This window comes from Kitasatospora sp. NPDC004799 (assembly GCF_040609095.1).
In the GTDB taxonomy this organism is placed as follows: domain Bacteria; phylum Actinomycetota; class Actinomycetes; order Streptomycetales; family Streptomycetaceae; genus Kitasatospora.
The window spans coordinates 1-20,723 of sequence record NZ_JBEXJK010000118.1 but is presented as its reverse complement, the minus strand read 5'-3'; the positions used below and the strand labels follow the sequence as shown (position 1 = coordinate 20,723).

The 20,723-nt window shown below is 75.2% G+C and carries 19 protein-coding genes; 4 read left to right on the top strand and 15 right to left on the bottom strand.

The window, feature by feature from the left end; translation table 11 throughout:
* Positions 1-105 precede the first annotated feature (105 nt).
* Together ABZW03_RS17445 and ABZW03_RS17440 are read right to left on the bottom strand one after the other, a co-directional pair.
* Positions 106-564 carry an SRPBCC family protein gene (locus ABZW03_RS17445; protein ID WP_355258314.1) on the bottom strand — a complete coding sequence of 153 codons (459 nt, stop codon included), beginning with the start codon at positions 562-564 and terminating at the stop codon, positions 106-108.
* Positions 565-660: 96 nt separating this feature from the next.
* Positions 661-1,590: a DUF5133 domain-containing protein gene (locus ABZW03_RS17440; protein WP_355258311.1), complete on the bottom strand. Its 930-nt coding sequence runs from the start codon at positions 1,588-1,590 to the stop codon at positions 661-663.
* Positions 1,591-1,701: 111 nt separating this feature from the next.
* On the opposite strand from ABZW03_RS17440, the gene ABZW03_RS17435 reads away from it, so the two are divergent.
* Together ABZW03_RS17435 and ABZW03_RS17430 are read left to right on the top strand one after the other, a co-directional pair.
* Positions 1,702-2,814, top strand: a complete 1,113-nt coding sequence (locus ABZW03_RS17435; protein WP_355258309.1) for a hypothetical protein — start codon at positions 1,702-1,704, stop codon at positions 2,812-2,814.
* A 45-nt stretch (positions 2,815-2,859) separates the two neighbouring features.
* Complete coding sequence (locus ABZW03_RS17430) at positions 2,860-3,747, top strand: Rieske 2Fe-2S domain-containing protein (protein WP_355258307.1); 888 nt, start codon at positions 2,860-2,862, stop codon at positions 3,745-3,747.
* A 43-nt stretch (positions 3,748-3,790) separates the two neighbouring features.
* On the opposite strand, the gene ABZW03_RS17425 is transcribed toward ABZW03_RS17430, so the two are convergent.
* From ABZW03_RS17425 to ABZW03_RS17385, 9 genes are all read right to left on the bottom strand, one after another.
* Positions 3,791-4,087 (bottom strand): hypothetical protein, encoded by a 297-nt coding sequence (locus ABZW03_RS17425; protein WP_355258304.1) that lies wholly within the window; start codon positions 4,085-4,087, stop codon positions 3,791-3,793.
* Positions 4,088-4,198: 111 nt separating this feature from the next.
* The gene (locus ABZW03_RS17420) at positions 4,199-6,676 is read right to left on the bottom strand and encodes a SpoIIE family protein phosphatase (RefSeq protein WP_355258301.1); all 2,478 of its coding nucleotides are present in this window, start codon (positions 6,674-6,676) and stop codon (positions 4,199-4,201) included.
* Complete coding sequence (locus ABZW03_RS17415) at positions 6,669-6,992, bottom strand: STAS domain-containing protein (RefSeq protein WP_355258298.1); 324 nt, start codon at positions 6,990-6,992, stop codon at positions 6,669-6,671. Before ABZW03_RS17415 ends, ABZW03_RS17420 begins: the two co-directional genes overlap by 8 nt.
* Before the next feature lie 59 nt (positions 6,993-7,051).
* Positions 7,052-7,930 (bottom strand): SigB/SigF/SigG family RNA polymerase sigma factor, encoded by an 879-nt coding sequence (locus ABZW03_RS17410; RefSeq protein WP_355258295.1) that lies wholly within the window; start codon positions 7,928-7,930, stop codon positions 7,052-7,054.
* Positions 7,931-8,349: 419 nt separating this feature from the next.
* Positions 8,350-9,951, bottom strand: a complete 1,602-nt coding sequence (locus tag ABZW03_RS17405; protein ID WP_355258292.1) for a multicopper oxidase domain-containing protein — start codon at positions 9,949-9,951, stop codon at positions 8,350-8,352.
* A gap of 161 nt (positions 9,952-10,112) precedes the next feature.
* On the bottom strand, positions 10,113-11,294 hold the full coding sequence (ugpC, locus tag ABZW03_RS17400) for a sn-glycerol-3-phosphate ABC transporter ATP-binding protein UgpC (protein WP_355258289.1): 1,182 nt from the start codon (positions 11,292-11,294) through the stop codon (positions 10,113-10,115).
* 67 nt (positions 11,295-11,361) lie between these two features.
* Positions 11,362-12,195 (bottom strand): carbohydrate ABC transporter permease, encoded by an 834-nt coding sequence (locus ABZW03_RS17395; protein ID WP_355258286.1) that lies wholly within the window; start codon positions 12,193-12,195, stop codon positions 11,362-11,364.
* A complete protein-coding gene (locus ABZW03_RS17390) occupies positions 12,192-13,127 on the bottom strand; it encodes a sugar ABC transporter permease (protein ID WP_355258284.1) in 936 nt (311 codons plus the stop codon). Before ABZW03_RS17390 ends, ABZW03_RS17395 begins: the two co-directional genes overlap by 4 nt.
* Positions 13,124-14,401: an ABC transporter substrate-binding protein gene (locus ABZW03_RS17385; RefSeq protein WP_355258282.1), complete on the bottom strand. Its 1,278-nt coding sequence runs from the start codon at positions 14,399-14,401 to the stop codon at positions 13,124-13,126. The genes ABZW03_RS17390 and ABZW03_RS17385 overlap by 4 nt, the downstream gene beginning before the upstream one ends.
* A 325-nt stretch (positions 14,402-14,726) precedes the next feature.
* Here ABZW03_RS17385 and ABZW03_RS17380 point away from each other — a divergent pair, with 325 nt between their 5' ends.
* Together ABZW03_RS17380 and ABZW03_RS17375 are read left to right on the top strand one after the other, a co-directional pair.
* Positions 14,727-15,503, top strand: a complete 777-nt coding sequence (locus tag ABZW03_RS17380; protein WP_355258317.1) for a universal stress protein — start codon at positions 14,727-14,729, stop codon at positions 15,501-15,503.
* A 31-nt stretch (positions 15,504-15,534) separates the two neighbouring features.
* Positions 15,535-16,098 (top strand): YbaK/EbsC family protein, encoded by a 564-nt coding sequence (locus ABZW03_RS17375; RefSeq protein ID WP_355258279.1) that lies wholly within the window; start codon positions 15,535-15,537, stop codon positions 16,096-16,098.
* A 53-nt stretch (positions 16,099-16,151) separates the two neighbouring features.
* On the opposite strand, the gene ABZW03_RS17370 is transcribed toward ABZW03_RS17375, so the two are convergent.
* The 4 genes from ABZW03_RS17370 to ABZW03_RS17355 all read right to left on the bottom strand — a co-directional run bounded on the left by ABZW03_RS17370 (position 16,152) and on the right by ABZW03_RS17355 (position 20,429).
* The gene (locus tag ABZW03_RS17370) at positions 16,152-16,604 is read right to left on the bottom strand and encodes a MarR family transcriptional regulator (RefSeq protein ID WP_355258277.1); all 453 of its coding nucleotides are present in this window, start codon (positions 16,602-16,604) and stop codon (positions 16,152-16,154) included.
* Complete coding sequence (locus tag ABZW03_RS17365) at positions 16,604-18,067, bottom strand: MFS transporter (RefSeq protein ID WP_355258274.1); 1,464 nt, start codon at positions 18,065-18,067, stop codon at positions 16,604-16,606. Before ABZW03_RS17365 ends, ABZW03_RS17370 begins: the two co-directional genes overlap by 1 nt.
* A gap of 167 nt (positions 18,068-18,234) precedes the next feature.
* Positions 18,235-18,591 carry a zinc ribbon domain-containing protein YjdM gene (locus tag ABZW03_RS17360; RefSeq protein ID WP_355258272.1) on the bottom strand — a complete coding sequence of 119 codons (357 nt, stop codon included), beginning with the start codon at positions 18,589-18,591 and terminating at the stop codon, positions 18,235-18,237.
* 83 nt (positions 18,592-18,674) lie between these two features.
* Entirely contained in the window at positions 18,675-20,429 is a 1,755-nt protein-coding gene (locus ABZW03_RS17355; RefSeq protein ID WP_355258269.1) for a SulP family inorganic anion transporter, read from the bottom strand.
* Between the last annotated feature and the right edge of the window lie 294 nt (positions 20,430-20,723).

Sequence of the window (20,723 nt, the reverse complement as noted above, 5' to 3'; positions counted from 1 at the left end):
CTGCACCCGCGCGACGATCAGCACGGCGCCACCCCGGCCGGTCCTGCACCAGCGGGGGTCGCGCGGACGGACAGCGAGCCGTCGAGCGGACGGACGACGGCGGGCTCAACCCGGGCTGATCCGCCCCCGCCAGCCGCCCTCCTCCCGGCCGCGTTCCTCGATGAACTCCTTGAACCGCCTCAGGTCCCCCTTCACCCGGCGGTCGACCACGCCCGTGACGTCGGCGGCCCGCTCCGCCATGCCCTCGGGCCGGAAGTCGATGGCCATGGCGACCCTGGTGTGGCCTTCGTCGATCCGCCGGAAGGTCACCACCCCCTTCTGGTCCACCTCGCCGTCCACGGTCCGCCAGGCGATCCGCTCGTCGGGCTCCTGGTCGACGATCTCGGTGTCGAACTCCCGGGTGACGCCGCCGATGCTGGTGCGCCAGTGGTTGTGCCGGTCGTCCAGCTGGGTCACCGAGTCGACGCCCTCCATGAAGCGTGGGAACTCCTCGAACTGGGTCCACTGGTTGTAGGCGGTGTGCAGGGGCACGGCCACCTCCACGGACTCCTTCACCATGCTCATCCGGGCCTCCTCGTACGGTGCGGCCGGGGCCTTCCCGGCCGCCCGTGCGCCTGCCCGTCCGGTGCCGCCGCAACCCTCCCGGCGGCCCCTGCCCCGCTACGAGCCGCCCCGCTCGCCGGGCCCGGACCGCGACCGGTCGCCCTCGGCCAGGTGCCGGGCCACCGTGTCGAGGTCCGTGCCCAGCCGCTGGGCGGCCCCGACCAGCAGGCCCAGCGCGGCGTGCGGCGTCACCCCGAACCGCTCGGCGGTGATGCCGATGGCCAGGCCGGTGGCGTGCCGGCGGTCCAGCAGGTCGGCCACCGCCCTGGACAGCGCGTGGCGGTCGAGCGCGGCCGACGCCTGGAGGGCGAGCACCTCCACCAACCCGAGGGCCGGCGTGCCGGGCTCGACCGGCGTGCGCAGGTAGGCGCTGAACACCGTGCAGCCGTGCGGATGGGTGCGCAGGTGGGCGCCGACCACGGCCCGCACCCCGCAGCGCCGGGCCCGGTCGGCGAACCGGCCGGGCCGGCCCGGGTCCAGCGGGACCACGACCTGTCCCTCGCCCTGGCGGCGCAGCCGGGGCAGCGGGCCCGTCTCCGCCCCGCGCTGCGCGCGTTCGAGCGCCAGCAGGTACGACGGGTTCGCCGCGAAGGTCTCGACCGAGCCGTCGTCGTGCCAGGTGCTCACGGCGGCGCCCAGGCAGTCCGGGACGGTGACCCTGGTCAGCTGCACCACGTCCTGCAGGGTCGGCAGCGGAGCGGGCCGCAGCCGCTCCCGGGCCGCGAGCTCGCCGAGTTCGGCCAGCAGCGCCGCACGGGCCCGCTCCGTCACCGGCGCCCCGGCCGCCGCCCCACCGACGTCGCCCGGCCCCTGACGCCCCAGCAGCATGCGGGCCCGCGCGACCGCACGGACCGCGTCGGCCTCCCCGGTGTAGATGCCGATCGTGTAGCAGACGTCGCGCAGCCGCTGCCCGGCCTCCGGCGAGCTCGACGGGGTCAGGGCCTCGTACTCCGCGACCAGTCGGCCGAGGGCAGCGACATCCACCATGGGCATGAGCACCTCCGTTTGTTTACGGACAGTATGCGCCGATCACGCAGCGAGACCACGCCGTCGCCCGCTCAACGCCGGTGCGGACCAGGGACGGCCTGGACTCACCCGGTGCCGCCCTCCCGTCAGGACCTCGTGCCCGAAGCCGCCCTGCTGGACCTCGCCGGCCCCGACCGCACCGCGTACCCCCTGCCCGGCGCCACCGTGGTGCTCGGCGCCGCCGGCACCGTGATCCTCGCGGAGGCCGGTGACGACCCCGGGGCGGCCTGCGCGTGGAACCACGGCGAGTTCCGCCTGCGCGGCCCCGCACCCGGTCCCGTCAGCACGCGCTTCGGCATCGGCTGCACCTGTCGTCCGCCGGACGACCGTGACCTGCCCGTCCACCTGGCGGTGCGCCTTGGCCCGGGCCGCCTGCTTCACCTGGGCCTGATCCGGCGCGTCCTGGCCCACGGCAGCGGCTCGACGATGGACTCCTGCACCCTGTGGTTCGACCCGCCGCTGAGCGACGAGGTCCTCGCGCTGGTACGGCCGCCGGGCATCGGGCCGCTTCCCCGGCTCCCCGGCGTGGAGTGGCTCGATCACGTCGACACCGACCCCTGCCGCGCCCTGGAACTGTTCGTCACCGACTGGTACCCCACCGGCCCCGCTACCGAGCCCCCACCCGAGCCGCCGCGATCCGTACCCCCCGCCCTGCGCGCCTTCCACCGGCTCGCCGAGCTCCACCCCGGGCTGCTCGGTCGGCAGAACTTCCTTCGCCGGCCCGAGCACTACCGCGCCGTGGAGAGCGGCGACCGGCTCGTGATCGGCGACGAGAACCAGGGCTGCCGGCACTGGTCGATCCCCTGGGAGCCGGACGCCTCGGACACGGACCCCACGGTCTGGCACACCCTGGAGGAGGAGGCCCCGACCCCCGAGCCGGAACCCCTCAGCCGCTTCCTCCTGCACTTCGCCCTGTACGAGGCCCCGGTCGGCCCCTACATCGCCTGGGGCAGCGGCCCGACCGCCGAGGTGCTGCCCCGGATGGAGGGATTGCTGCACCGGGTGCCCCTGCGGTCGTTCCGCTCCCCGTCCATGCCCAGTGAGATCCACGTCGCCCCGGGCGTGATCGCCCACACCCCGGCGGCGTCGGTCCCCGAGGGCGGCTTTCACGTGACCGCCCGCCACCGCGGCCTGCTCCGCCCCCTCGCCGACATCGGCCTCACCTGGGGCCGGTTCGACGGCTGATCGCCACCGGGTTTGACGGGCCGGTGCCCGGCTAGCCGCCGGGGTATGGACACCACATCCCCGCACACCCAACGGTGGTCCCGCCGGCTGCGCCGGGCGCTGGACGCACCGCAGCACTGGCACGCCCTCGACGGCCCCGCCCAGCCGCTCGCCGAGGCGGTCGAGGCCCTCCCGCTCGGGCCGTACCGCGACGTCCTGCACGGCGTGTGGCTCGGCCACCCGCTCCACCCGGCGCTGGTCCAACTGCCGCTCGGCTGCTGGGTGTCCGCCGGTCTGCTGGACTTCCTCCCGGGCGGGCGCCGGTCCGCCGACACCCTGGTGACGGCCGGCCTGCTGGCCGCCGGGCCCACCGCGCTCAGCGGCTGGGTGGACTGGGCCCGGCTCGACCCGCCGCGCCGCCGCACCGGCCTGGTGCACGCGCTCTGCAACACCACCGGCGTGCTGCTGTACGGCGGCTCGCTGCTGGCCCGCTGCCGGGGCCACCGGGCCCACGGCCGGCTGCTCGGCCTGGCCGGGCTGACCGCCGTCTCGGCCGGCGCCGCACTCGGCGGGCACCTGTCCTACCGGCTGGCCGCCGGCCCGGACCGGACCGCCGCCGTGCCCCGGCTGGCGCCCGCCGACTGGATCGGCCTCGGCGCGGTGGAGGACTTCCCGCCCGGCAAGCCCGTCCGCGTCATGGCCGGCGAACTGGCCGTGGTCGTGGTCCGCGAGGGCGAGCGCTGCCACGTGCTGGCCGAACGCTGCGCCCACCTGTCCGGCCCGCTCTCCGAGGGCACCCTGGTGGAGGGCTGCCTGCAATGCCCGTGGCACGGCAGCCGGTTCCGGCTCCGGGACGGCGAGGTGGTGCACGGCCCGGCCACCGCGCCCCAGCCCGTCCTGGAGACCCGGGTCCTCTCCGGCCACCTGGAGGCCCGCCTCCCCGGAGCGGCCTGATCCGCCGGCACCGAGGCCGGTCGTCAACAGGCCCGCGGCGCCCTCACCGCTCCTCCCCCCGCCCGTCGGCGCAGGCCCGGAGCACCGCGAGGGCGACGGCCAGCGCCAGCGCCCAGCAGCCCGTGAGCCCCCACCGGAACGGGGCCGTCGACGCCCCCAGGCCCGCGGCCAGCAGGCCCAGCGACAGCAGGGCGAGCCCGAGGACGGCGCGCGGCCGCAGCCCGCGCACCAGGTCCCAGGCCCGGCCGCGCAGGCCGAGCCCCACGACGCGCAGCAGCGGGTCCCGCCGCGGCCGCCGTCCGGCGGTTCCGCGCCGCTCCACCCGCTGGTGTCCGTCCATGCCGTCCGCCTCCTCGCAGCGCCCACCCCCGTGGTCCGCCGCAGCGATTACCCCGGATGCCCGATCGCTAACGCCCGGCCCGCTGACGCCCCCGCTCACCCCCGCCCCCGCTCACCCCCGCCCCGGCCCCGCCCGCAGCCGGACGGCCAGCAGGCAGCTGTCGTCGTCGGGGTTGGGGCCGCCGAGGCGGGCGGCGATGTGGTCCAGGCACTCCGCCGGCGGGCGGCCGCCGCACTCCTCGGCCGCGCGCAGCAGCCGGTCCGGGCGGATGGTGCCGCCGTCGCGGCGGTTCAGCAGCCCGTCGGTCCAGAACAGCACGGTGTCCTCGACCGGCCGCAGCGGCAGCACGGTGTCGTGGCAGCGGGTCTCCGGCAGGGCCCCGAGGACGGTCCCGGTGGGGCCCTCGGCGAGGACGGCGGTCGTACCCCGCAGCACGGCGGGCGGCGAGTGCCCGGCCGCGCTCCAGGTGAGCGTCGCCGCCTCCGGGTCGAGCAGCCCGCACAGCACGCTGGCGATCCGGCTGCCGCCCTGGTGGCAGAGCATCGTGTTGAGCCGCTCGAGCATCTCCCCCGGCCCCAGGCCGGCGTAGCAGAGGCCGTGCAGCGCGTGCCGGAGTTCCGCCATGCCCACGGCGGCGGCCAGGCCGTGCCCGCTGACGTCGCCGACCGCGAGCAGGATCCGGCCGTCGGCGAGGCCGACCAGGTCGTACCAGTCGCCGCCGACCCTGGGGCGGTCCCCGGCGGGCAGGTAGCGGGCGGCGTGGTCGAGCACCGCGGCGTCCGGCTCGGGCTCGTGGGGGCCCGCCATCAGCGCGTTCTGCAGGGCCCGCACCGTACGGTGTTCGGCCCCGGCCCGGCGGCGCTGCTCGGCGAGCCGGGCCCGGGCGCCGGCCAGCGCCAGCTCGGTGCGGTGCCAGCGGGTGACGTCCTGCAGGACCCCTCGGATCACCCGCGGGCGGCCGCTCGCCGGGTCCCCGGCCGCCTCCGCGGTGACCCGCACCGTACGGGTGGCCTCGCCGGGCCGCCCGGCGTCGAACTCCAGCGCCGCCGTCCGCCGTCCGGCCAGCAGGCGGCGGAGGAACAGCCGGGCCGCCGGGCGGTCGGCGGGGTGCACGTGGGCCACCAGCTCGGTCGGCGTGACCGGCTCGGTCCGGTCGGGGTCGAGGCCGAGCAGCCGCAGGGCCTCCCCGGACAGCTCCGGCGGCGATCCGGGCGCCCATTCGAAGCTGCCCAGTCCGGCCAGCCGCTGCGCCCGGTGGAGCCGGGCCGCCCGCTCGGCGCCGTTCCCGGGGCGCCAGGTGAGCAGCAGGCCGTCCAGGAACGGCTCCGCCCGCAGGGTCAGGATCCGGTCCGGCCCGCCGCCGGTGAAGTCCTCCGTCCGTCCCTCGTACCCGGCGCCGGTCGTCGCGGCCGCCAGGATCCGCGCGAAGTCCCCGGTCGCCACCAGTCCGGGGTGGAGCTCGCTCAGCCGCCGCCCGTCCGCCGCACCGAGGCCGGCCGCGGCGTTGGCGTACCGGACCCGCAGGTCGGTGATCGCACCGCCGGGGGCGGCGCCGCGCACGGCCGAGAGCACCAGGACGGGGTCGAACACGGCGTCCAGCACGGCGCGGAACCAGTGCTCGCCGCCGGGCACCGCCGCCACCGGCGCGTCCTCGCCCGTGGCGCCGAAGCGCAGCAGGTGCCCGGCGACGAGCCCGGACAGCGCGTCCACGTACCGGGTCGCCGCGCGGGCCCGGACGGCCGGCACCTCCCAGCCGAGGCTCATCGCGCCGACGATCCGCTCGCCGGAACGCAGCGGTACGGCGCAGGCGCTGCGGCCGGGGACGATCCGCCCGCTGCCGGGTGAGCGGCCGCCGCGGTGGCCGCGCTCGAACTCCCAGACCAGGCTGCCGCCGTGGGCGGCGGCCACCAGCGGCACCCCGGTCTCCGGCGGGATGCGCTGCCACTGGCTGATCCGGCGGGGCTCCACGCCGTGGCTGCCGACCAGGAGCAGCGCGCCGTCCGGCTCCAGCCGGCCCAGCACCACGGCGACGACCCCGACCGGGGCCAGGGCCACCTGGTGCAGCAGCCGGGCCAGTTCCTCGGGCGTCTCGGCACTGGCCAGCGCCGAGGCCGCCAGGTGGTAGCGCGCGGCGAGGCCGGGCACCCCGCCGACCAATGCCCCCGCCGGCGGCCCGGGGACGGGCCCGGGGACAGGCCCGGGGACGGGCCCAGGAGCCGCGACGGGGACCGGACGGGGACCCGAGGCCACGTCCCCGGACACCCCGGCGTCCGCGACCGGGCGCTCGCCCTCGCCCTCGTCCTCCGCCACCGGGTCGGTAAGCGGGGCGGCGAGGCCGACCAGGCCGGCCGCGATGTCCACGAGCCGGCGGTTGGTGTCCTGCGACAGCTGGACGAGGTGGCCGAACGCCTCCTCCGGCGTGCAGCCCAGCCGTTCGGCGAGCATGCCCTTGGCCTGCTCGATGACACCCCGGGTGCGCATCGCCCGCCGCAGGCCCTCCGCCTCGGCGCGCAGCCGGTCGACGGCTTCCCGCAGCACCGACGCGTCGTCGGTCGCGGCGGGCTGCCCGGGGTCCCGGTCCTCAGGCACAGGCCGCCGCCGCATCCGGGTAGAGCGGCAGCACCGCGGCGACCCCGCTCAGCTCCACCAGGTCCCGCACCCTCGGCACGGCCCCGGCCAGCCGCAGGGCGCCCTGTTCCCGGCGCAGCCGCCGGGCGGCGCCGAGCAGGACGTTGAGGCCGGTGGAGTCCAGGAAGCCGACCGCCGTGAGGTCGACGACCACCCGGGTGGTGCCGGTGTCCGCGAGCGCGTCGAACAGGCGCCGCACCTCCCGGGCCGAGAAGTCGTCGAGGTCCCCGCTGAGCGGCACCACCGTCCACCCGTTGGCCACTGGAAAGTCCTTCATCCGGACCGCCCTCGCTGCCGGGCCCGGCCACCGCCCCCGCCGGGCTCTCCCTCCCTAGGCTAGGACTCGGCCGGGACCTCGGCGGACTCGTCGGTCCAGCCGGGGGCGTCCCGGTCCTCCAGTTCCTCCCGCAGCCAGGCCAGGGTGGCGCTGAGCAGCCGGGAGACGTGCATCTGGGAGACGCCGATCCGCTCGGCTATCCGGGACTGGGTGCACCCGTCCCAGAACCGCAGCTTGAGGACGGTCTGCTCGCGTTCGGGCAGCCGGGCCAGCAGCGGGCGGACGGCGATGCGGAAGTCGGCCAGTTCGATGCCGGGGTCGCAGCCGCCGAGGCGGTCGAGCAGGGCGCTGCCCGTCTCGTCGGTGTCCTGGTCGCGCAGCGCGTCCAGCGAGTTGGGGCGGTAGACCCGGCCCGCCATCAGCCCCTCGGCGGCCTGCTCGACGGTGATGTCCAGGTCCTCGGCGATCTCCTCGGGGTGCGGCAGCCGGCCGAGCTCCTGCTCCAGGCGGTCCGAGCCCCGGGCGACGGACAGGTAGAGCTCCTGCATGCTGCGCGGGACCCGCACCGGCCACGAGGTGTCGCGGAAGAACCGTTTGATCTCCCCGGTGATGGTCGGGATCGCGTACGTCACGAACTCGACGCCGCGCTGCGGGTCGTAGCCGTCGACGGCCTTGATCAGGCCGATCGTGCCGACCTGGAGGATGTCGTCCATGTCCTCGGCGCGGTGCCGGAAGCGGGCCGCGATGAAGCGCACCAGCGGCATGTTCAGCTCGATGATCGTGCCGCGGACGTAGCTGTAGGCGTGGGTCTCCCGGGCGAGCCCGGCCAGCCGGTCGAACAGCGCGTCGCTCAGTTCGCGGGCCTCGCACTTGCCCATCCGGCGCAGCTCGGCCGTCGTGGGCCTGGGCGGGAGGTCGGGCAGCAGGTCCACGGCCACGGCGGGGCCGCGGGTTTCCAGGTCCGGGGTTTCGAAATCGGGGGTTTCGGGATCAGGGGTTTCCAGGTCAGGGGTTTCCAGGTCAGGGGTTTCCAGGTCGGGGGACACGTGATCGCTCCTGGACATACGGGGTGACCGCCCGGCGACACGTGCGGACTCGCACGTCGTGCGTCGCGGGCCTCTTCCCCCAGGACCTGTGCCCGGCTTCTTCAAGCGCGGTCCCGGTGGCACCGTTCACGGTGCCGGAGCAGCCGGGTCGGTCACGGCCGCTGCATCAGGGGTTCTACCCCGGGATCCGGTTCCGAACCACCCGTACCAGGTGTTCCGCCGCGCCGGGTTCCGCCCGGCCCGCCGGACGCCGATCGGCCCGCCGAGCGGCCCGACGCCGCGCGGCGTCGGGCCGGTCGTCCCCGAGGCGGTCACCCGGCCGTCGGCCGCCGCGGCTCGACGTACTCGATCAGCTGCATCATGCCGCAGTCCTCGTGCCCGAGCTGGTGGCAGTGCAGGACGGTGCGGCCGGTGAAGTCCTCGTACTTGACCAGGAAGGTGACGCTGTCGCCCGGCCTGCCGCCGACCAGGTCGACGGTGTCCTGCCACACCGGCGGCTCGAGCCGCTCGCCGTTGCGGTGGGTGACCAGGACGTGGTTGGTGTGCAGGTGGAAGGGGTGGTGGAAGTCGGGCTGGGTGTCGTCGGTGCGCACGGTCCAGCGCTCGACGGTGCCGAGTTCCAGGGTGTGGTTGACGTAGTCGGGGTCGAACAGGCCGTAGGCCGGGTCCCGGGAGAGGTCGTCCCCGTCGTCGGCCGTCGTGGCGGCGGCCGGGGTCGGGTGGCTGCCGAGGATGCGGTAGGCGTTGGTGAACGGCCGGTCGAAGACACCCGGGTCCATGTGGAAGACCACCGTGCGGTCGCCGTCGGGGTTGGCGATGTCCTCCTCGTCGAGGAAGGGCATGCCCTGCGGCAGCGCGGTCGGCAGCCCCATCGGCGGGTCGACGGCCTCCCCCGCCACCTCGACCGTCATCAGCGGGACGGACACGCCCGCGGCCCGCAGTTCGTACGTCCCGGTCGCGCCGCCCCGCACCAGCACGTCGGCGCGGTTGCCGGGGGCCAGCAGCACGGTCTCGGCGGCGACCGGCGCGGCGAAGGTCACCCCGTCCTGGGCGATCCGGTACATCGTCAACCTCTCGTCTCCGTCGACCAGTTGAAGCGAAAGGTCGCTGAAGCCGAGCGCCCCCACCAGCCGCCAGCGCTGGACCTCGCCGGGGCGCAGCGCGAGGACGGGGTTGACCTCGCCGTTGACGGTGAAGACGGCCGGGGCGGCGCCCAGGGCGTCGCCGGTGGTGAACGCGGGGACCTTGCCGTCCCTGAGCCGGAGTTCGTTGACGCAGACGACGAGGTCGGCGGCGGCCGCGATCTCCGGCACCTCGTCGACGTCGCCCTCGACGACGAGGACCCCGGCCATCCCGCCGCTGATCTGCTCGGCGGTGGACCCGTGCGCGTGCGGGTGGTACCAGTAGGTGCCGGCCGGGTGGTCGGCCGGGATCTCGACGACGGTCAGGTACTCCGGCTCGGCGGCACCGGCCTCGACCTCCTCGGCCGTGCGCGGCGCGAACTCGCGCAGGACGTTGTCGGCGATCCCGGACGGGGAGACGTGCAGGCCGTGGGTGTGCAGGTTGAAGGTGTTCGGGTGGTGCGGGCGGTTGTGCCCGCCGGTGTGCGGCGGGTTCGGCGGCAGGCCGTTGACCAGGGTCAGCCGCAGGGTGTCGCCGCCGCGCACCCGCAGGGTCGGCCCGGGGATGGCCCCGTCGAAGGTGCGCGTGGTGACCGTGCCGTAGCCCGGGACGTGGGTCTCGGTGAACCGGACGTCGAGCCTGCGGTCGAGCACCGCCCTCGGACCGCCGGCGGCCGGCCGCGCGCTCCAGGTGTCCGGCTGCGGGAAGGCGGTCGCCGCCAGCGCGGGCCGGGCGAGGAGCCCGTCGGAGGCCGCCACCAGGACGGCGGCCACGGGGAGGGCCTTGAGCACCGATCGACGACTGATTTCGGCATTTTGTCTCATAGTCGGGCAATTTAGGTCGACTTTCGGACACCTGAGGTCAGGCACACCGCGCACCGGCCGGGGGTTCGGCCTTCCGGGTCCTCCCCGCCTTCCCCGCCTTTCGGATCTTCCGGATCTTCCGGACCGCGCTAGGAACGCTCCGGGTGGGTCAGGTTGGCCCCGTCGCGGGGGTCGAAGACGTGGATGCGCGCCGTGTCCACCCACAGCTCCAGCGGGCCGCCCTCGACGGCCCGGGTGGCGGGGTTCAGCCGGGCGACCACCCGGTGCTCCCGCATGCCGGTGTCGGCCCGGCCGGAGTCGGCCGCGAGTTCGGCGAGTTCCTCGGTCGCCACCGGCCCGCCCTCCTGCGTGACGTGCACGTAGACGTCCGAGCCGACCGACTCCCGGACCTCGACGATCGCGGTGACGGTGACCCCGCCGGCGTGCCCCTCGGACAGGGCGGCGTCCTCGAAGTCCTCCGGACGGATGCCGACGATCAGTTCGCGCGGCGCCCGCGCCCGCTCCAGGGCGCGCCGGGTGCGGTCGTCCAGCGGCAGGTCGCCCAGCGAGGTGCGCAGGGCGCCCTGCTCCAGGGCCGCGCCGAGGAAGTTCATCCCGGGCGAGCCGATGAACCCGGCGACGAAGAGGTTCACCGGCTCGTCGTACAGCTGCTGCGGCGAGCCGACCTGCTGGACGACGCCGGAGCGCATCACCACCACCCGGTCGCCGAGCGTCATCGCCTCCACCTGGTCGTGGGTGACGTAGACGGTGGTGGTCCCCAGGCGGCGCTGCAGGGCGGCGATCTGGGTGCGCATCTGCACCCGGAGCTTGGCGTCCAGGTTGGACAGCGGCTCGTCCATCAGGAAGGCCTTGGGGTCGCGGACGATCGCCCGGCCCATCGCGACCCGCTGGCGCTGCCCGCCGGAGAGGTGGGAGGGCCTGCGGTCCAGGTGCCGGGTGAGGTCCAGGATCCGGGCGGCCTCCTCGACCTTGGCGGCGATGGTCGGCTTGTCCACCTTGGCCAGGCGCAGCGCGAAGCCCATGTTGTCGCGCACGGTCATGTGCGGGTAGAGCGCGTAGCTCTGGAAGACCATCGCGATGTCGCGGTCCTTGGGCGCGCGGTCGTTGACCACCTCCCCGGCGATCCGCAGGGTGCCCTCGGTGATGTCCTCCAGCCCGGCGATCATGTTGAGCGTGGTGGACTTGCCGCAGCCGGACGGGCCGACCAGGATCACGAACTCGCCGTCGGCGACGGTGAGGTTGACGTCGTGGACGGCGAGGGCGCCGTCCGGGTAGCGCTTGGTGATGCCGTCGAGCACGATCTCGGCCACGATCCGCCTTCCCGGTCCGCCCGGTGCGGGCGGACTCGACCTGTAGAACCCGAACCCGCCGCGGGGCTCACCCCTTGACCGCGCCGGCGGTGAGCCCGGCGACGATGCGGCGCTGGAACAGCAGCACGAAGAGCACGATCGGAATCGTGATGACCACGGCGGCGGCCGCGATCGAGCCGGTCGGCTGCTCGAACTGGGAGCTCCCGGTGAAGAAGGCGATCGCGGCCGGGACCGTCCGGGCCGAGGTGGTGGAGGTCAGCGAGATCGCGAACAGGAAGTCGTTCCAGCAGAAGATGAAGACCAGGATGCCGGTGGTGAACACGCCCGGCGCCGCCAGCGGCGCGATGACCAGCCGGAACGCCTGCCACGGCGTGGCGCCGTCCACCTTGGCCGCCTTCTCCAGGTCCCAGGGGATCTCCCGGAAGAACGCCGAGAGGGTGTAGATCGCCAGCGGCAGCGAGAAGGTCATGTACGGGATGACCAGCCCGGCCCAGGTGTCGAACAGGCCGAGCACCCGCTCGATGTCGAACAGCGGCGAGACCAGCGAGATCGGCGGGAACATCGCGATCAGCAGGGACACCCCGATCAGCAGCCGCTTGCCGGGGAAGCGCAGCCGGGCCACCGCGTACGCGGCCATGGTGCCGAGCACGACGGCGACGGTGGTGGCGATCACCGCGATGCCGATCGAGTTGACCAGGGCGCGGGTGAACTCCGAGGTCTGGAAGATGCCGCGGTAGTTGGCCAGGGTCCACCGGCGGGGCACGAAGTCGCCGTCGGCGAGGGTGCTCGGGTCCTTGAAGGAGAGTGCCACGATCCACCACACCGGGAAGAGCGCGTAGAGCACCACCACCAGGTCGGCGACGGCCCAGCCGGCCACCGTACGGGCGTGCCGGGCGCTCATCGCCGCTCCGGTTCCGCGCCGGGCGCGGCGGTGCCGAACAGCTTGACGAAGACCAGCGCGATGAGCGCCACGCAGCCGAAGATCAGCACCGAGACCGCCGAGCCGATGCCCAGGTTGAGCGCGGTGAACAGGTTGTCGTAGCCGAGGATCGACACCGAGCCGGTGCCGTTGGAGCCGCTGGTCAGCACGTAGATGTTGTCGAAGATCCGGAACGCGTCCAGGGTGCGGAAGAGCAGCGCCACCAGGATCGCCGGCTTCATCAGCGGCAGGATCACCAGCCGCAGCCGCTGCCCGGGGCCCGCGCCGTCCACCATCGCCGCCCGGAGCGTCTCCTCCGGGACGAGGGCCAGGCCGGCGAGCAGCAGCAGCGCCATGAACGGGGTGGTCTTCCACACCTCCGCGAGGACGATCAGCCCGACGGCCGGCCACTGCTCGGTGAGCGGGGCGCTGCCCTCCGGCAGCAGGGCGGCCAGGTAGCCGGTGCCCGGCGTCCAGGCGTACTGCCAGGAGTAGGCCGCGACCACCGTGACGATCCCGTACGGCACCAGCACCGCGGTGCGCACGGTGCCGCGCCCGAGGACCGTACGGTGCATCACCAGCGCGAGCGCCAGGCCGAGCACCAGTTCGGCGGCCACCGACGCCACGGTGATCAGCACCGTGACGCCGAGCGCCTGCCACCACACCGGCGAGGTCAGCACCGCGCCGTAGTTGGCGAGGCCGACCCAGTGCGCCTGCTCGGGGAAGCGCAGGTCGTAGCGCTGCAGGGAGAGGTAGACGGCGTAGCCGACCGGATAGGCGGTGACGGCCAGCATCACGGTCACCGCGGGGGCGCACAGCAGCAGGCCCAGCCGGCGCTCCTGGCGGGCGCCGCTCGACGGCCGGGCGGGTTCCGGCCCGGCCGAGGCGGCGGCGGTCTCGGTGGACGGTGTCACGGGATCAGCCCCTTCGAACCGAGGGCGTCCCGGATCTGCCCGCGGAGGTCGGCCACGTCCTGCTCCGGGTGGATGCCGGCGGGCGGGGAGAGGGTGTGCGAGACGGCGATGGAGACGTTCTGGTAGGCCGGGGTCTGCGGGCGCACGCTGGCGGAGTCGAGGGCGGCCAGCACGTCGGCGGCGAACGGGTAGCTGGCGGTGAGCTCGGCCGTCCCGTACAGGCTGCGCAGCGAGGGCGGCAGGCCGCCCAGCAGCGCGTTGGTGAGCTGGTTGTCCCGGTCGCGCAGGCAGAGGGTGGCCTCGGCGGCGAGGTCGGGGTGCCGGCTGTAGGCGCCCACCGCGAGGTCGATCCCGCCGATCGTGACGCTGGCGGGGCGGCCGGCGCTCACCGCGGGGTACGGGGCCCAGCGGAAGTGCGGGAACAGCTCCGGCCGGTTGGCCTTCATCGAGGGGTAGACGAAGGGGTAGTTGAGTTCGAAGGCGGCCGTGCCGGACTCCATGGCGAGCCGGTTCTGGTCCTCCATCTGGTTCGGCAGCGAGGGGTCGGCGGCCACCGAGTCCGCCAGGTCGCGCATCACCCCGGCGGCCGTGACGGCGGGTTCCCCGAGCGCGGGCCCCTGCGCGTCGGGGGTGAGCACCGAGCCGCCCGCGCTGGTGACCAGCGTGTTGAACCAGACCGTCAGCCCCTCGTACTGGGCTCCCTGGATCTCCACCAGGTGCGGCTTGCCCTCGCGGGCCAGCTCGCGCGCCCGGTCGAGCATCTCCGCCCAGGTGCCGGGCGGGGTCGGCACCAGGTCGTCGCGGTACCAGAGCAGCTGGGTGTTGGAGTTGTACGGCACCGCGTACAGCCGGTCCCGCCAGGTCGCGGTCCGCACCGCCGCGGCGAGGGTGTCGGCGGTGGCCCGCTCGCGCATCGTCCCCGTCCACTCGCGGATCCAGCCGGCCTCGGCGAACTCGGCGGGCCAGGTGACGTCCAGGCCGAGGATGTCCACGTCGGCGTCGTGCGCCGCCATCCGGCGCACCAGCTGCTGGCGCTGGCCGTCGGCGCCCCGGGGCAGCTTGTTGTAGCGGATCGCGTAGCGGCCGCCGGACTGCCGCCCGCAGCGGTCGGCGGCCTGCTGGAGGGCGCCCGAGTCGTCCGGGAAGTTGTACCAGTTCAGGGTCACCGGGCCGGCGCTGCCGCCGCCCGCGCACCCCGCCAGGGCGGAGGCGAGCACGGCCAGTGCGGCGGCGGCGCGCGCCCACCGCGAGCGGACAGCGGGAACCCTCGGCATCGTTCTCCCGGGCCGGGACGGACGGTCCGGCCGACCCTAGCCCGGCACCCCGGCCGCACCCGGGCGTGCCGCGCCGCCGCCCGGCCGACCAGCCGGACGGCCGAACCGGGTGCCCGGAGGCACCTGGCCGCCGGTGCCGGACTTCCGGGAGGCATCGGGCCTCCGGAGGCGCCGGCCGGGGCCCGCGCGGATACTGGGCTCCGGCTGCTGGGGGCCGTACCCGGAACTGAGGAGCACGCCGTGACCGGACCCGTCGTCGTCGGATTCGACGGCTCACCCGAGAGCCTGGCCGCCGCCGCGTGGGCCGCCCGCGAGGCGCCGCGGCCTGCGCCTGGACGTCCTCCAGGCCTGGCCCCGGCCCAAGCACCTGGCGCCCGGGAGCCGACCGGGCGACCGCTCCGCGCTGGCGCAACTCGCCGAGCGGGAGGGCGAGTTGCGCACCCTCGCGCCGGAGGTGGCGGTGGCCGCCTCGTCCGTGGCCGCCGATCCCGTCGAGGCGCTGGAGGCGGCCGCGCGGGACGCCGCCGTGCTGGTGCTCGGCTCGCGCGGGCTGGGCACGCTGCGCGGCTTCCTGGTCGGCTCGGTGAGCCAGGAGGTGCTGCGGCGGGCGGACTGCCCGGTGGTGCTGGTCCGGGCCGAGGGGGACGGCCCGGCGGGGGACGAACCGGCCGGGTCGGAGGTGACGGTCGGCCTGGACCTGGCGCACCCGGCGGACGCGGTGCTGGCCTTCGCCTTCGAGGCCGCCGCGCTCCGCGAGGCGCCGCTGCGCGTGGTGCACGTCTGGTCCCCGCCGGCCGGCAGCGAGCACATGTCCTACGGCGCGATCGGCGGGCTGGAGCGCGAGGTGTCCGCCGAGGAGCACGGCGGGCTGGCACAGGCCCTGGACCCCTGGCGGGCCCGGCACCCCGAGGTGACGGTGACCGCCGAGCTGGTCCGCGGCAAGGCCGCCGTCGCCCTGGTGGACGCCGCCGCGCCGGCCCGGCTGCTGGTGGTCGGCCGCCGGACCCGGCGGCTGCCGCTGCGCCACCACCACCTCGGCCCGGTGGCGCACGCCGCGATCCACCACGTGCACTGCCCGGTCGCGGTCGTCCCGTACGGCTGACCGCGCGGCGGCCGCGCTACAGTCCGGTCCCATGAGTGAGTCCGTACGCCCGCCCTTCGGGAACTTCGCCACCGCCGTGCCCGCGCTGGAGGTGGTCGCGGACCTCGCCACGCCCGTCGCCGACGCGCTGAAGGACTGGGAGGCGCCCGGGGCCGCCGCCTCGGTGCTCCACGTGGACAGCGACCCGGAGCTGGCGGACACCGCCGTGTTCTGCGCCGCCTACGACGTGCCGCCGGAGCTGTCCGCGAACTGCGTCGTGGTCGCCGCCAAGCGCGCCGGGGAGGTGACCCTGGCCGCGTGCCTGGCCCTCGCGACCACCCGGGTGGACGTCAACAAGGCGGTCCGCACCCACCTGGGCGCCCGCAAGGCGTCCTTCGCGCCGATGGACACCGCGGTCGAGCTGACCGGCATGGAGTACGGCGGCATCACCCCCGTCGGCCTGCCCGGCGGCTGGCCGCTGCTGATCGACGAGGCGGTGGCCGCGGCACCGTACGTCCTGGTCGGCAGCGGCCGGCGCCGCGGCAAGCTCATCCTCCCCGGCTGGGCCCTGGCCCGGCTCCCGGGCGCCCAGGTCCTCCCCGGCCTGGCCGTCTGACCGGTTCACCGGCCGGAGCCGTCCGCCTGACGCCCGGCCGACGGCCGGGTGGGTCAGCCCAGGAGCTTCGCCAGCACCCGGTCGAGTGCGCGGATGTCCTCCGGGGGCAGGGCGAGCAGGGCGTCCGGCGGGGTGGTGAGGATCCCGGTGGCAAGGGCGGCCTTCGCCTCGCCCTCCTCGGTGAGGTGGACCAGCTTGGAGCGCCGGTCGGCCGGGTTGGTGAGGCGTTCGGCCAAGCCGCGCCGCACCAGGTCGTCCACGATGACGCTGGTGTACGGCGGGTCGGCGGTCAGCCGCTCGGCCAGCTCCCGCAGGGTGATCGGGCCGGCGGCGAGCCGGCGCAGCGCCCTGACCCGGCTGAAGCTCATGCCGAGGGCGTCGGCGACGGTCTTGCGGCGGTTGTAGCGCTCCAGCACGAGCGCGTTCATCCCCTGCCAGACCCGGGCCGCCGTTCCGGCGTCGGCCTCGTCCCCCTGCGGGTGCCCACCGGCGTCAAGGCGCTCCATCAGGCGTCCACCGTCTCCTTCGTCTCCCTGGTTCCCTCGGCCGCGTCCTCGGCGGCGAGCCGCCGCGCCGTGCGCTCGGCCGTCGCCCGGGCCCACCGGCCGGAAGTGAGCGTACCGGTGACCAGCACCGCGGCCCCGCAGCCGGCGATGATCCACCACGCCGTCCGGGCCGCCCCGGCGAAGGCCGCCGGGTCCCCCTGGGCGGCCCCGGCCATCACGGCACCGGTCACCGCGACGCCCAGCGACTGGCCGACCTGCCGGCTCGTGGAGGCCACCGCGGCCGCCACCCCGGCCTGCGCGCGGGGCATCCCGGAGACGGCGGTGTTGGTGATGGGCGCGTTGACCACGCCGAAGCCGGTGCCGAAGAGCAGGAAGGCGACGACCAGCAGGGCCGTCGGCACGTGCGCGGAGTAGCCGACCGCCTGGAGCACGGCGCTCGCCGTCAGCGTCGTCCCGGCCACCAGCAGCGGCGTGCGCGGCCCCCGGGAGGCCACCATCCGGCCGGACAGCGGCGCGGTGAGCAGCGACATGACGGCCATCGGCAGCATGAACAGCCCGGCGTGCAGCGGGTCGAGGCCGCGGACGTCCTGGAGGTACAGGGAGCTGAGGAACAGGAAGCCGCCGAGGCCGGCGAAGGCGGCGACCGCGATCACGGTCGCGCCCGAGAACGGCGCGGAGCGGAAGAACCGCAGGTCGATCAGCGGGTCGGTGCGCCGGGGCTCGTACCACAGCAGGCCGAGCAGCGCGCCGAGCGCCGCCGCCGTGCAGCCGAGCACCACGGGCGAGGTCCAGCCGCGCTCCGGCGACTCGATGATCGCGTAGGTGAGGGCGGCGAGCAGCACGACGACCAGCAGCTGGCCGAGCGGGTCCACCCGGCGGGTGCGGGCCGCCCGCGACTCCGGCACGTACAGGGTGGTGAGGACGAGCGCCGCCAGGCCGATCGGGACGTTGATCCAGAAGATCGCCCGCCAGCCGGCCGACTCCACCAGCGCGCCGCCGATGATCGGCCCGGCGGCCATGCTGAGGCCCACCACGCCGCTCCAGACGCCGATCGCGCGGGCGCGCTGCCGGGCGTCGGTGAAGGTGTTGCTGATGATCGACATGGCGACGGGGTTCAGCATCGATCCGCCGACCGCCTGGAGCATCCGCGCGGCGATCAGCCAGCCGAGTCCGGGGGCCAGGCTGCACAGCAGGGAGGCCGCGGTGAACACCACCAGCCCGATCCGGAACACCCGGCGGCGGCCGATCCGGTCGGCGGTCGAGCCGGCGAGCATCAGCAGGCTCGCCAGCACCAGGGTGTAGGCGTCGACGGTCCACTGCAGCCCGGACACCGAGGTGTCCAGATCGCGCCGGATGGCGGGCAGGGCCACGTTCATGATGGTGATGTCGAGGCTGACGATCAGCAGGCTCATGCAGCAGATGGCGAGGACGAGCCAGGGCCGCGGTCGAGCGGCATCGGGCATGACGAACGCTCCAGCGATTAGTTGTGTTGGTGTAATCATTGTGAGCATATAACTAACTCGGACGGCCGCTCCACCCCAGCCGGTCGCGCCCTCGGCGGCCCGGAAAACGCGAAGGCCGCGCCCCACCGATCTCCTCGGCGGGGCGCGGCCGTGCGGGACCGCTCGGGTCAGGCCTTCTTGACCACGCTGGACTTGAGCTGCATGGCGCCGAAGCCCTCGATGCGGCAGTCGATGTCGTGCCCGTCGACACCGTCCACCAGGCGGATGTTGCGCACCTTGGTGCCGGCCTTGATGCCGGAGGCGCTGCCCTTGACCTTGAGCGCCTTGACCACCGTCACGGTGTCGCCGTCGCTCAGCACGTTGCCGACGGCGTCCTTGATCACGCGCTCGCCGGCCGGCGCTCCGGCCTGGTCGGCACCGCCGGGCACCCACTCGTGGCCGCACTCGGGGCAGACCATGAGGGCGTTCATCTCATAGGTGTACTCGCTGGAGCACTGCGGGCACGGGGGAAGGTTGTCGCTCATGGGTTCAGGATATCCAGGGTGTTCGAAGGGATCCGCGGGACGAGTGCGGAGGTCGGCGGGGTGCCGGCCCCGGCCGGTGCCGGTCAGCCGGCGGTGCCGCCGGCGCCGGTGGCCGTGAGGTCGTGGTCGGCGGCGGCGTCCCCGTCGCGCAGGTGCGCACGGGCGTGGGCGATGGCCTCGGGCGTGCCGGCGAAGACGTGTCCGTCGGCGCGCAGCCGGTCGAGCACGCCCAGGGCGTCCAGCGGGCGGTGGTGCTCGTCCCTGATGCCGGAGACCAGCACCAGGGTGCCGCGCCGCCGGAGTTCGGTGATGGCGTCGCCGAGGACGGTGGCGCCGCTGGCGTCGATCGCACTGACCCGCGACATCCGCAGGATCGCGACCTTGACCTCGGCGGACCGGGTGAGTTCGAGCAGGAAGCGGTGCGCGGCGGCGAACAGCAGCGGCCCGTCGATCCGGTACGCCACGATGTGCTCGGCGAGCAGCGCCTGCTCCTCCACGTGGTGGTCGGACCGGGGCGCGGGCACCTCCCGGCCCGGGGCCGGGGCGAGGTCGGCGAGCAGCGGGACCTGCTCGACCCGGGCCGCCCGGGCGACGGCGGCGAGCGCCAGGACGCCGGAGGCCAGCATGCCGATCACCACGGCGGTGACCAGGTCGAAGGCCAGGGTGGCGGCCGCGGTCAGGGCCAGGACGGCGGCCTCGCCGCGCCCGGTGCGGGCCAGCGCCCGCAGCGAGCCGACCTGGACCATCCGGACGGCGGTGGCGATCAGCACCCCGGCCAGGGCCGCCAGCGGGATCCCCGCGACCAGCGGCGCGGCGGCGAAGACGATCACCGCGAGCACCGCGGCGTGCACCAGGGCGGCGAGCCGGGAGGCGGCGCCGGAGCGCACGTTGACGGCGGTGCGGGCGATCGCGCCGGTCGCGGCGACGCCGCCGAACAGCGGGGCCGCCAGGTTGGCCAGGCCCTGGCCGAACAGTTCGCGGTCGCTGTCGTGCCGCTCGGAGACGCTCATCGCATCGGCGGCCGTCGCGGACATCAGCGACTCCAGCGCGGCCAGCGCGGCGACCGCGAACGCGGAGGGCAGCAGCGCGGGGACGGCAGAGAGGTCGAGGAAGCCCAGCGAGGGCGCCGGCAGGCCCGCGGGCAGATGGCCGATGGTGGCCACCGGCAGGCCGACGGCCTTGGCGGTGACGGTCGCGGCGACGACGGCTATCAGCGAGAACGGCAGCGCGGGCCGCAGCCGTACGCCGACCAGCATCACGGCCGCGACCGCGAGCGCCACCCCGACGGACGCCCAGTGCGGCGCGGCGGCGAACTCGCGCACCGCCCGGGCCGCGACCACGGCCGGGTTGTCGCCCTCGGGCTTGTCGACCCCGAGCGCGCCGGGCACCTGCTGGAGGGCGATCACCCCGGCGATGCCGACGGTGAAGCCCTCCACCACGGGCACCGGCACGTACGCCATCCAGCGCCCGGCCCGGAGCAGGGCGAGGACCACCAGGACCACGCCGGCCAGCAGGCCGACGGTGAGCACGCCGTCGGTGCCGTAGCGGGCGACGATCGGGACCAGGACGACGGTCATGGCGCCGGTCGGGCCGGACACCTGGAGGTTGGAGCCGCCGAAGACGGCGGCCAGCGCTCCGGCGACGACGGCGGTGGCCAGTCCGGCCTCGGCGCCCGCGCCGGAGGAGATGCCGAAGCCCAGGGCCAGCGGCAGCGCCACGATCGCGACCGTGAGGCCGGCCAGCAGGTCCTTGCGCGGGGAGCGGCCCATGGTGGCGAGGATCTCGCGGGTGGGCAGGACCGCCCGCACCCGTTCGCCGATGACGGTGGCGAGGCTCATGCCGTGCCCACTCCCAACCGGCCGGCGGCCGGCCGCTGCTCGCCGATTGCCGCGGTCACGACCGCCCCTTCCTGCGTCCGGCGGCGGCGCCCTGACGCGCCTCGTACCGGTCCAACGGCACGCCAGCATGTATGAACTTGAAGAATTTTTCAAATCACTCGTTTCGCATGTGATGGATTCCGACAGTAGTGATCTCCTGCACCTCGCTGGCCAAGGCCCAGCTGATCCAGCCCGTCGAGGTGGACGACGCGATGGCCACCGTCATCAAGCAGCAGTTCGCGCTGGCCATCAGCG

What these genes read in the sequence shown, in the direction of transcription:
- ABZW03_RS17445 (WP_355258314.1), bottom strand. Translation starts at nt 564, where the DNA reads ATGAGCATGGTGAAGGAGTCCGTGGAGGTGGCCGTGCCCCTGCACACC.
- ABZW03_RS17440 (WP_355258311.1), bottom strand. Translation starts at nt 1,590, where the DNA reads ATGGTGGATGTCGCTGCCCTCGGCCGACTGGTCGCGGAGTACGAGGCC.
- ABZW03_RS17430 (WP_355258307.1), top strand. Translation starts at nt 2,860, where the DNA reads ATGGACACCACATCCCCGCACACCCAACGGTGGTCCCGCCGGCTGCGC.
- ABZW03_RS17425 (WP_355258304.1), bottom strand. Translation starts at nt 4,087, where the DNA reads ATGGACGGACACCAGCGGGTGGAGCGGCGCGGAACCGCCGGACGGCGG.
- ABZW03_RS17415 (WP_355258298.1), bottom strand. Translation starts at nt 6,992, where the DNA reads ATGAAGGACTTTCCAGTGGCCAACGGGTGGACGGTGGTGCCGCTCAGC.
- ABZW03_RS17395 (WP_355258286.1), bottom strand. Translation starts at nt 12,195, where the DNA reads ATGAGCGCCCGGCACGCCCGTACGGTGGCCGGCTGGGCCGTCGCCGAC.
- ABZW03_RS17385 (WP_355258282.1), bottom strand. Translation starts at nt 14,401, where the DNA reads ATGCCGAGGGTTCCCGCTGTCCGCTCGCGGTGGGCGCGCGCCGCCGCC.
- ABZW03_RS17375 (WP_355258279.1), top strand. Translation starts at nt 15,535, where the DNA reads ATGAGTGAGTCCGTACGCCCGCCCTTCGGGAACTTCGCCACCGCCGTG.
- ABZW03_RS17370 (WP_355258277.1), bottom strand. Translation starts at nt 16,604, where the DNA reads ATGGAGCGCCTTGACGCCGGTGGGCACCCGCAGGGGGACGAGGCCGAC.
- ABZW03_RS17365 (WP_355258274.1), bottom strand. Translation starts at nt 18,067, where the DNA reads ATGCCCGATGCCGCTCGACCGCGGCCCTGGCTCGTCCTCGCCATCTGC.
- ABZW03_RS17360 (WP_355258272.1), bottom strand. Translation starts at nt 18,591, where the DNA reads ATGAGCGACAACCTTCCCCCGTGCCCGCAGTGCTCCAGCGAGTACACC.
- ABZW03_RS17355 (WP_355258269.1), bottom strand. Translation starts at nt 20,429, where the DNA reads ATGAGCCTCGCCACCGTCATCGGCGAACGGGTGCGGGCGGTCCTGCCC.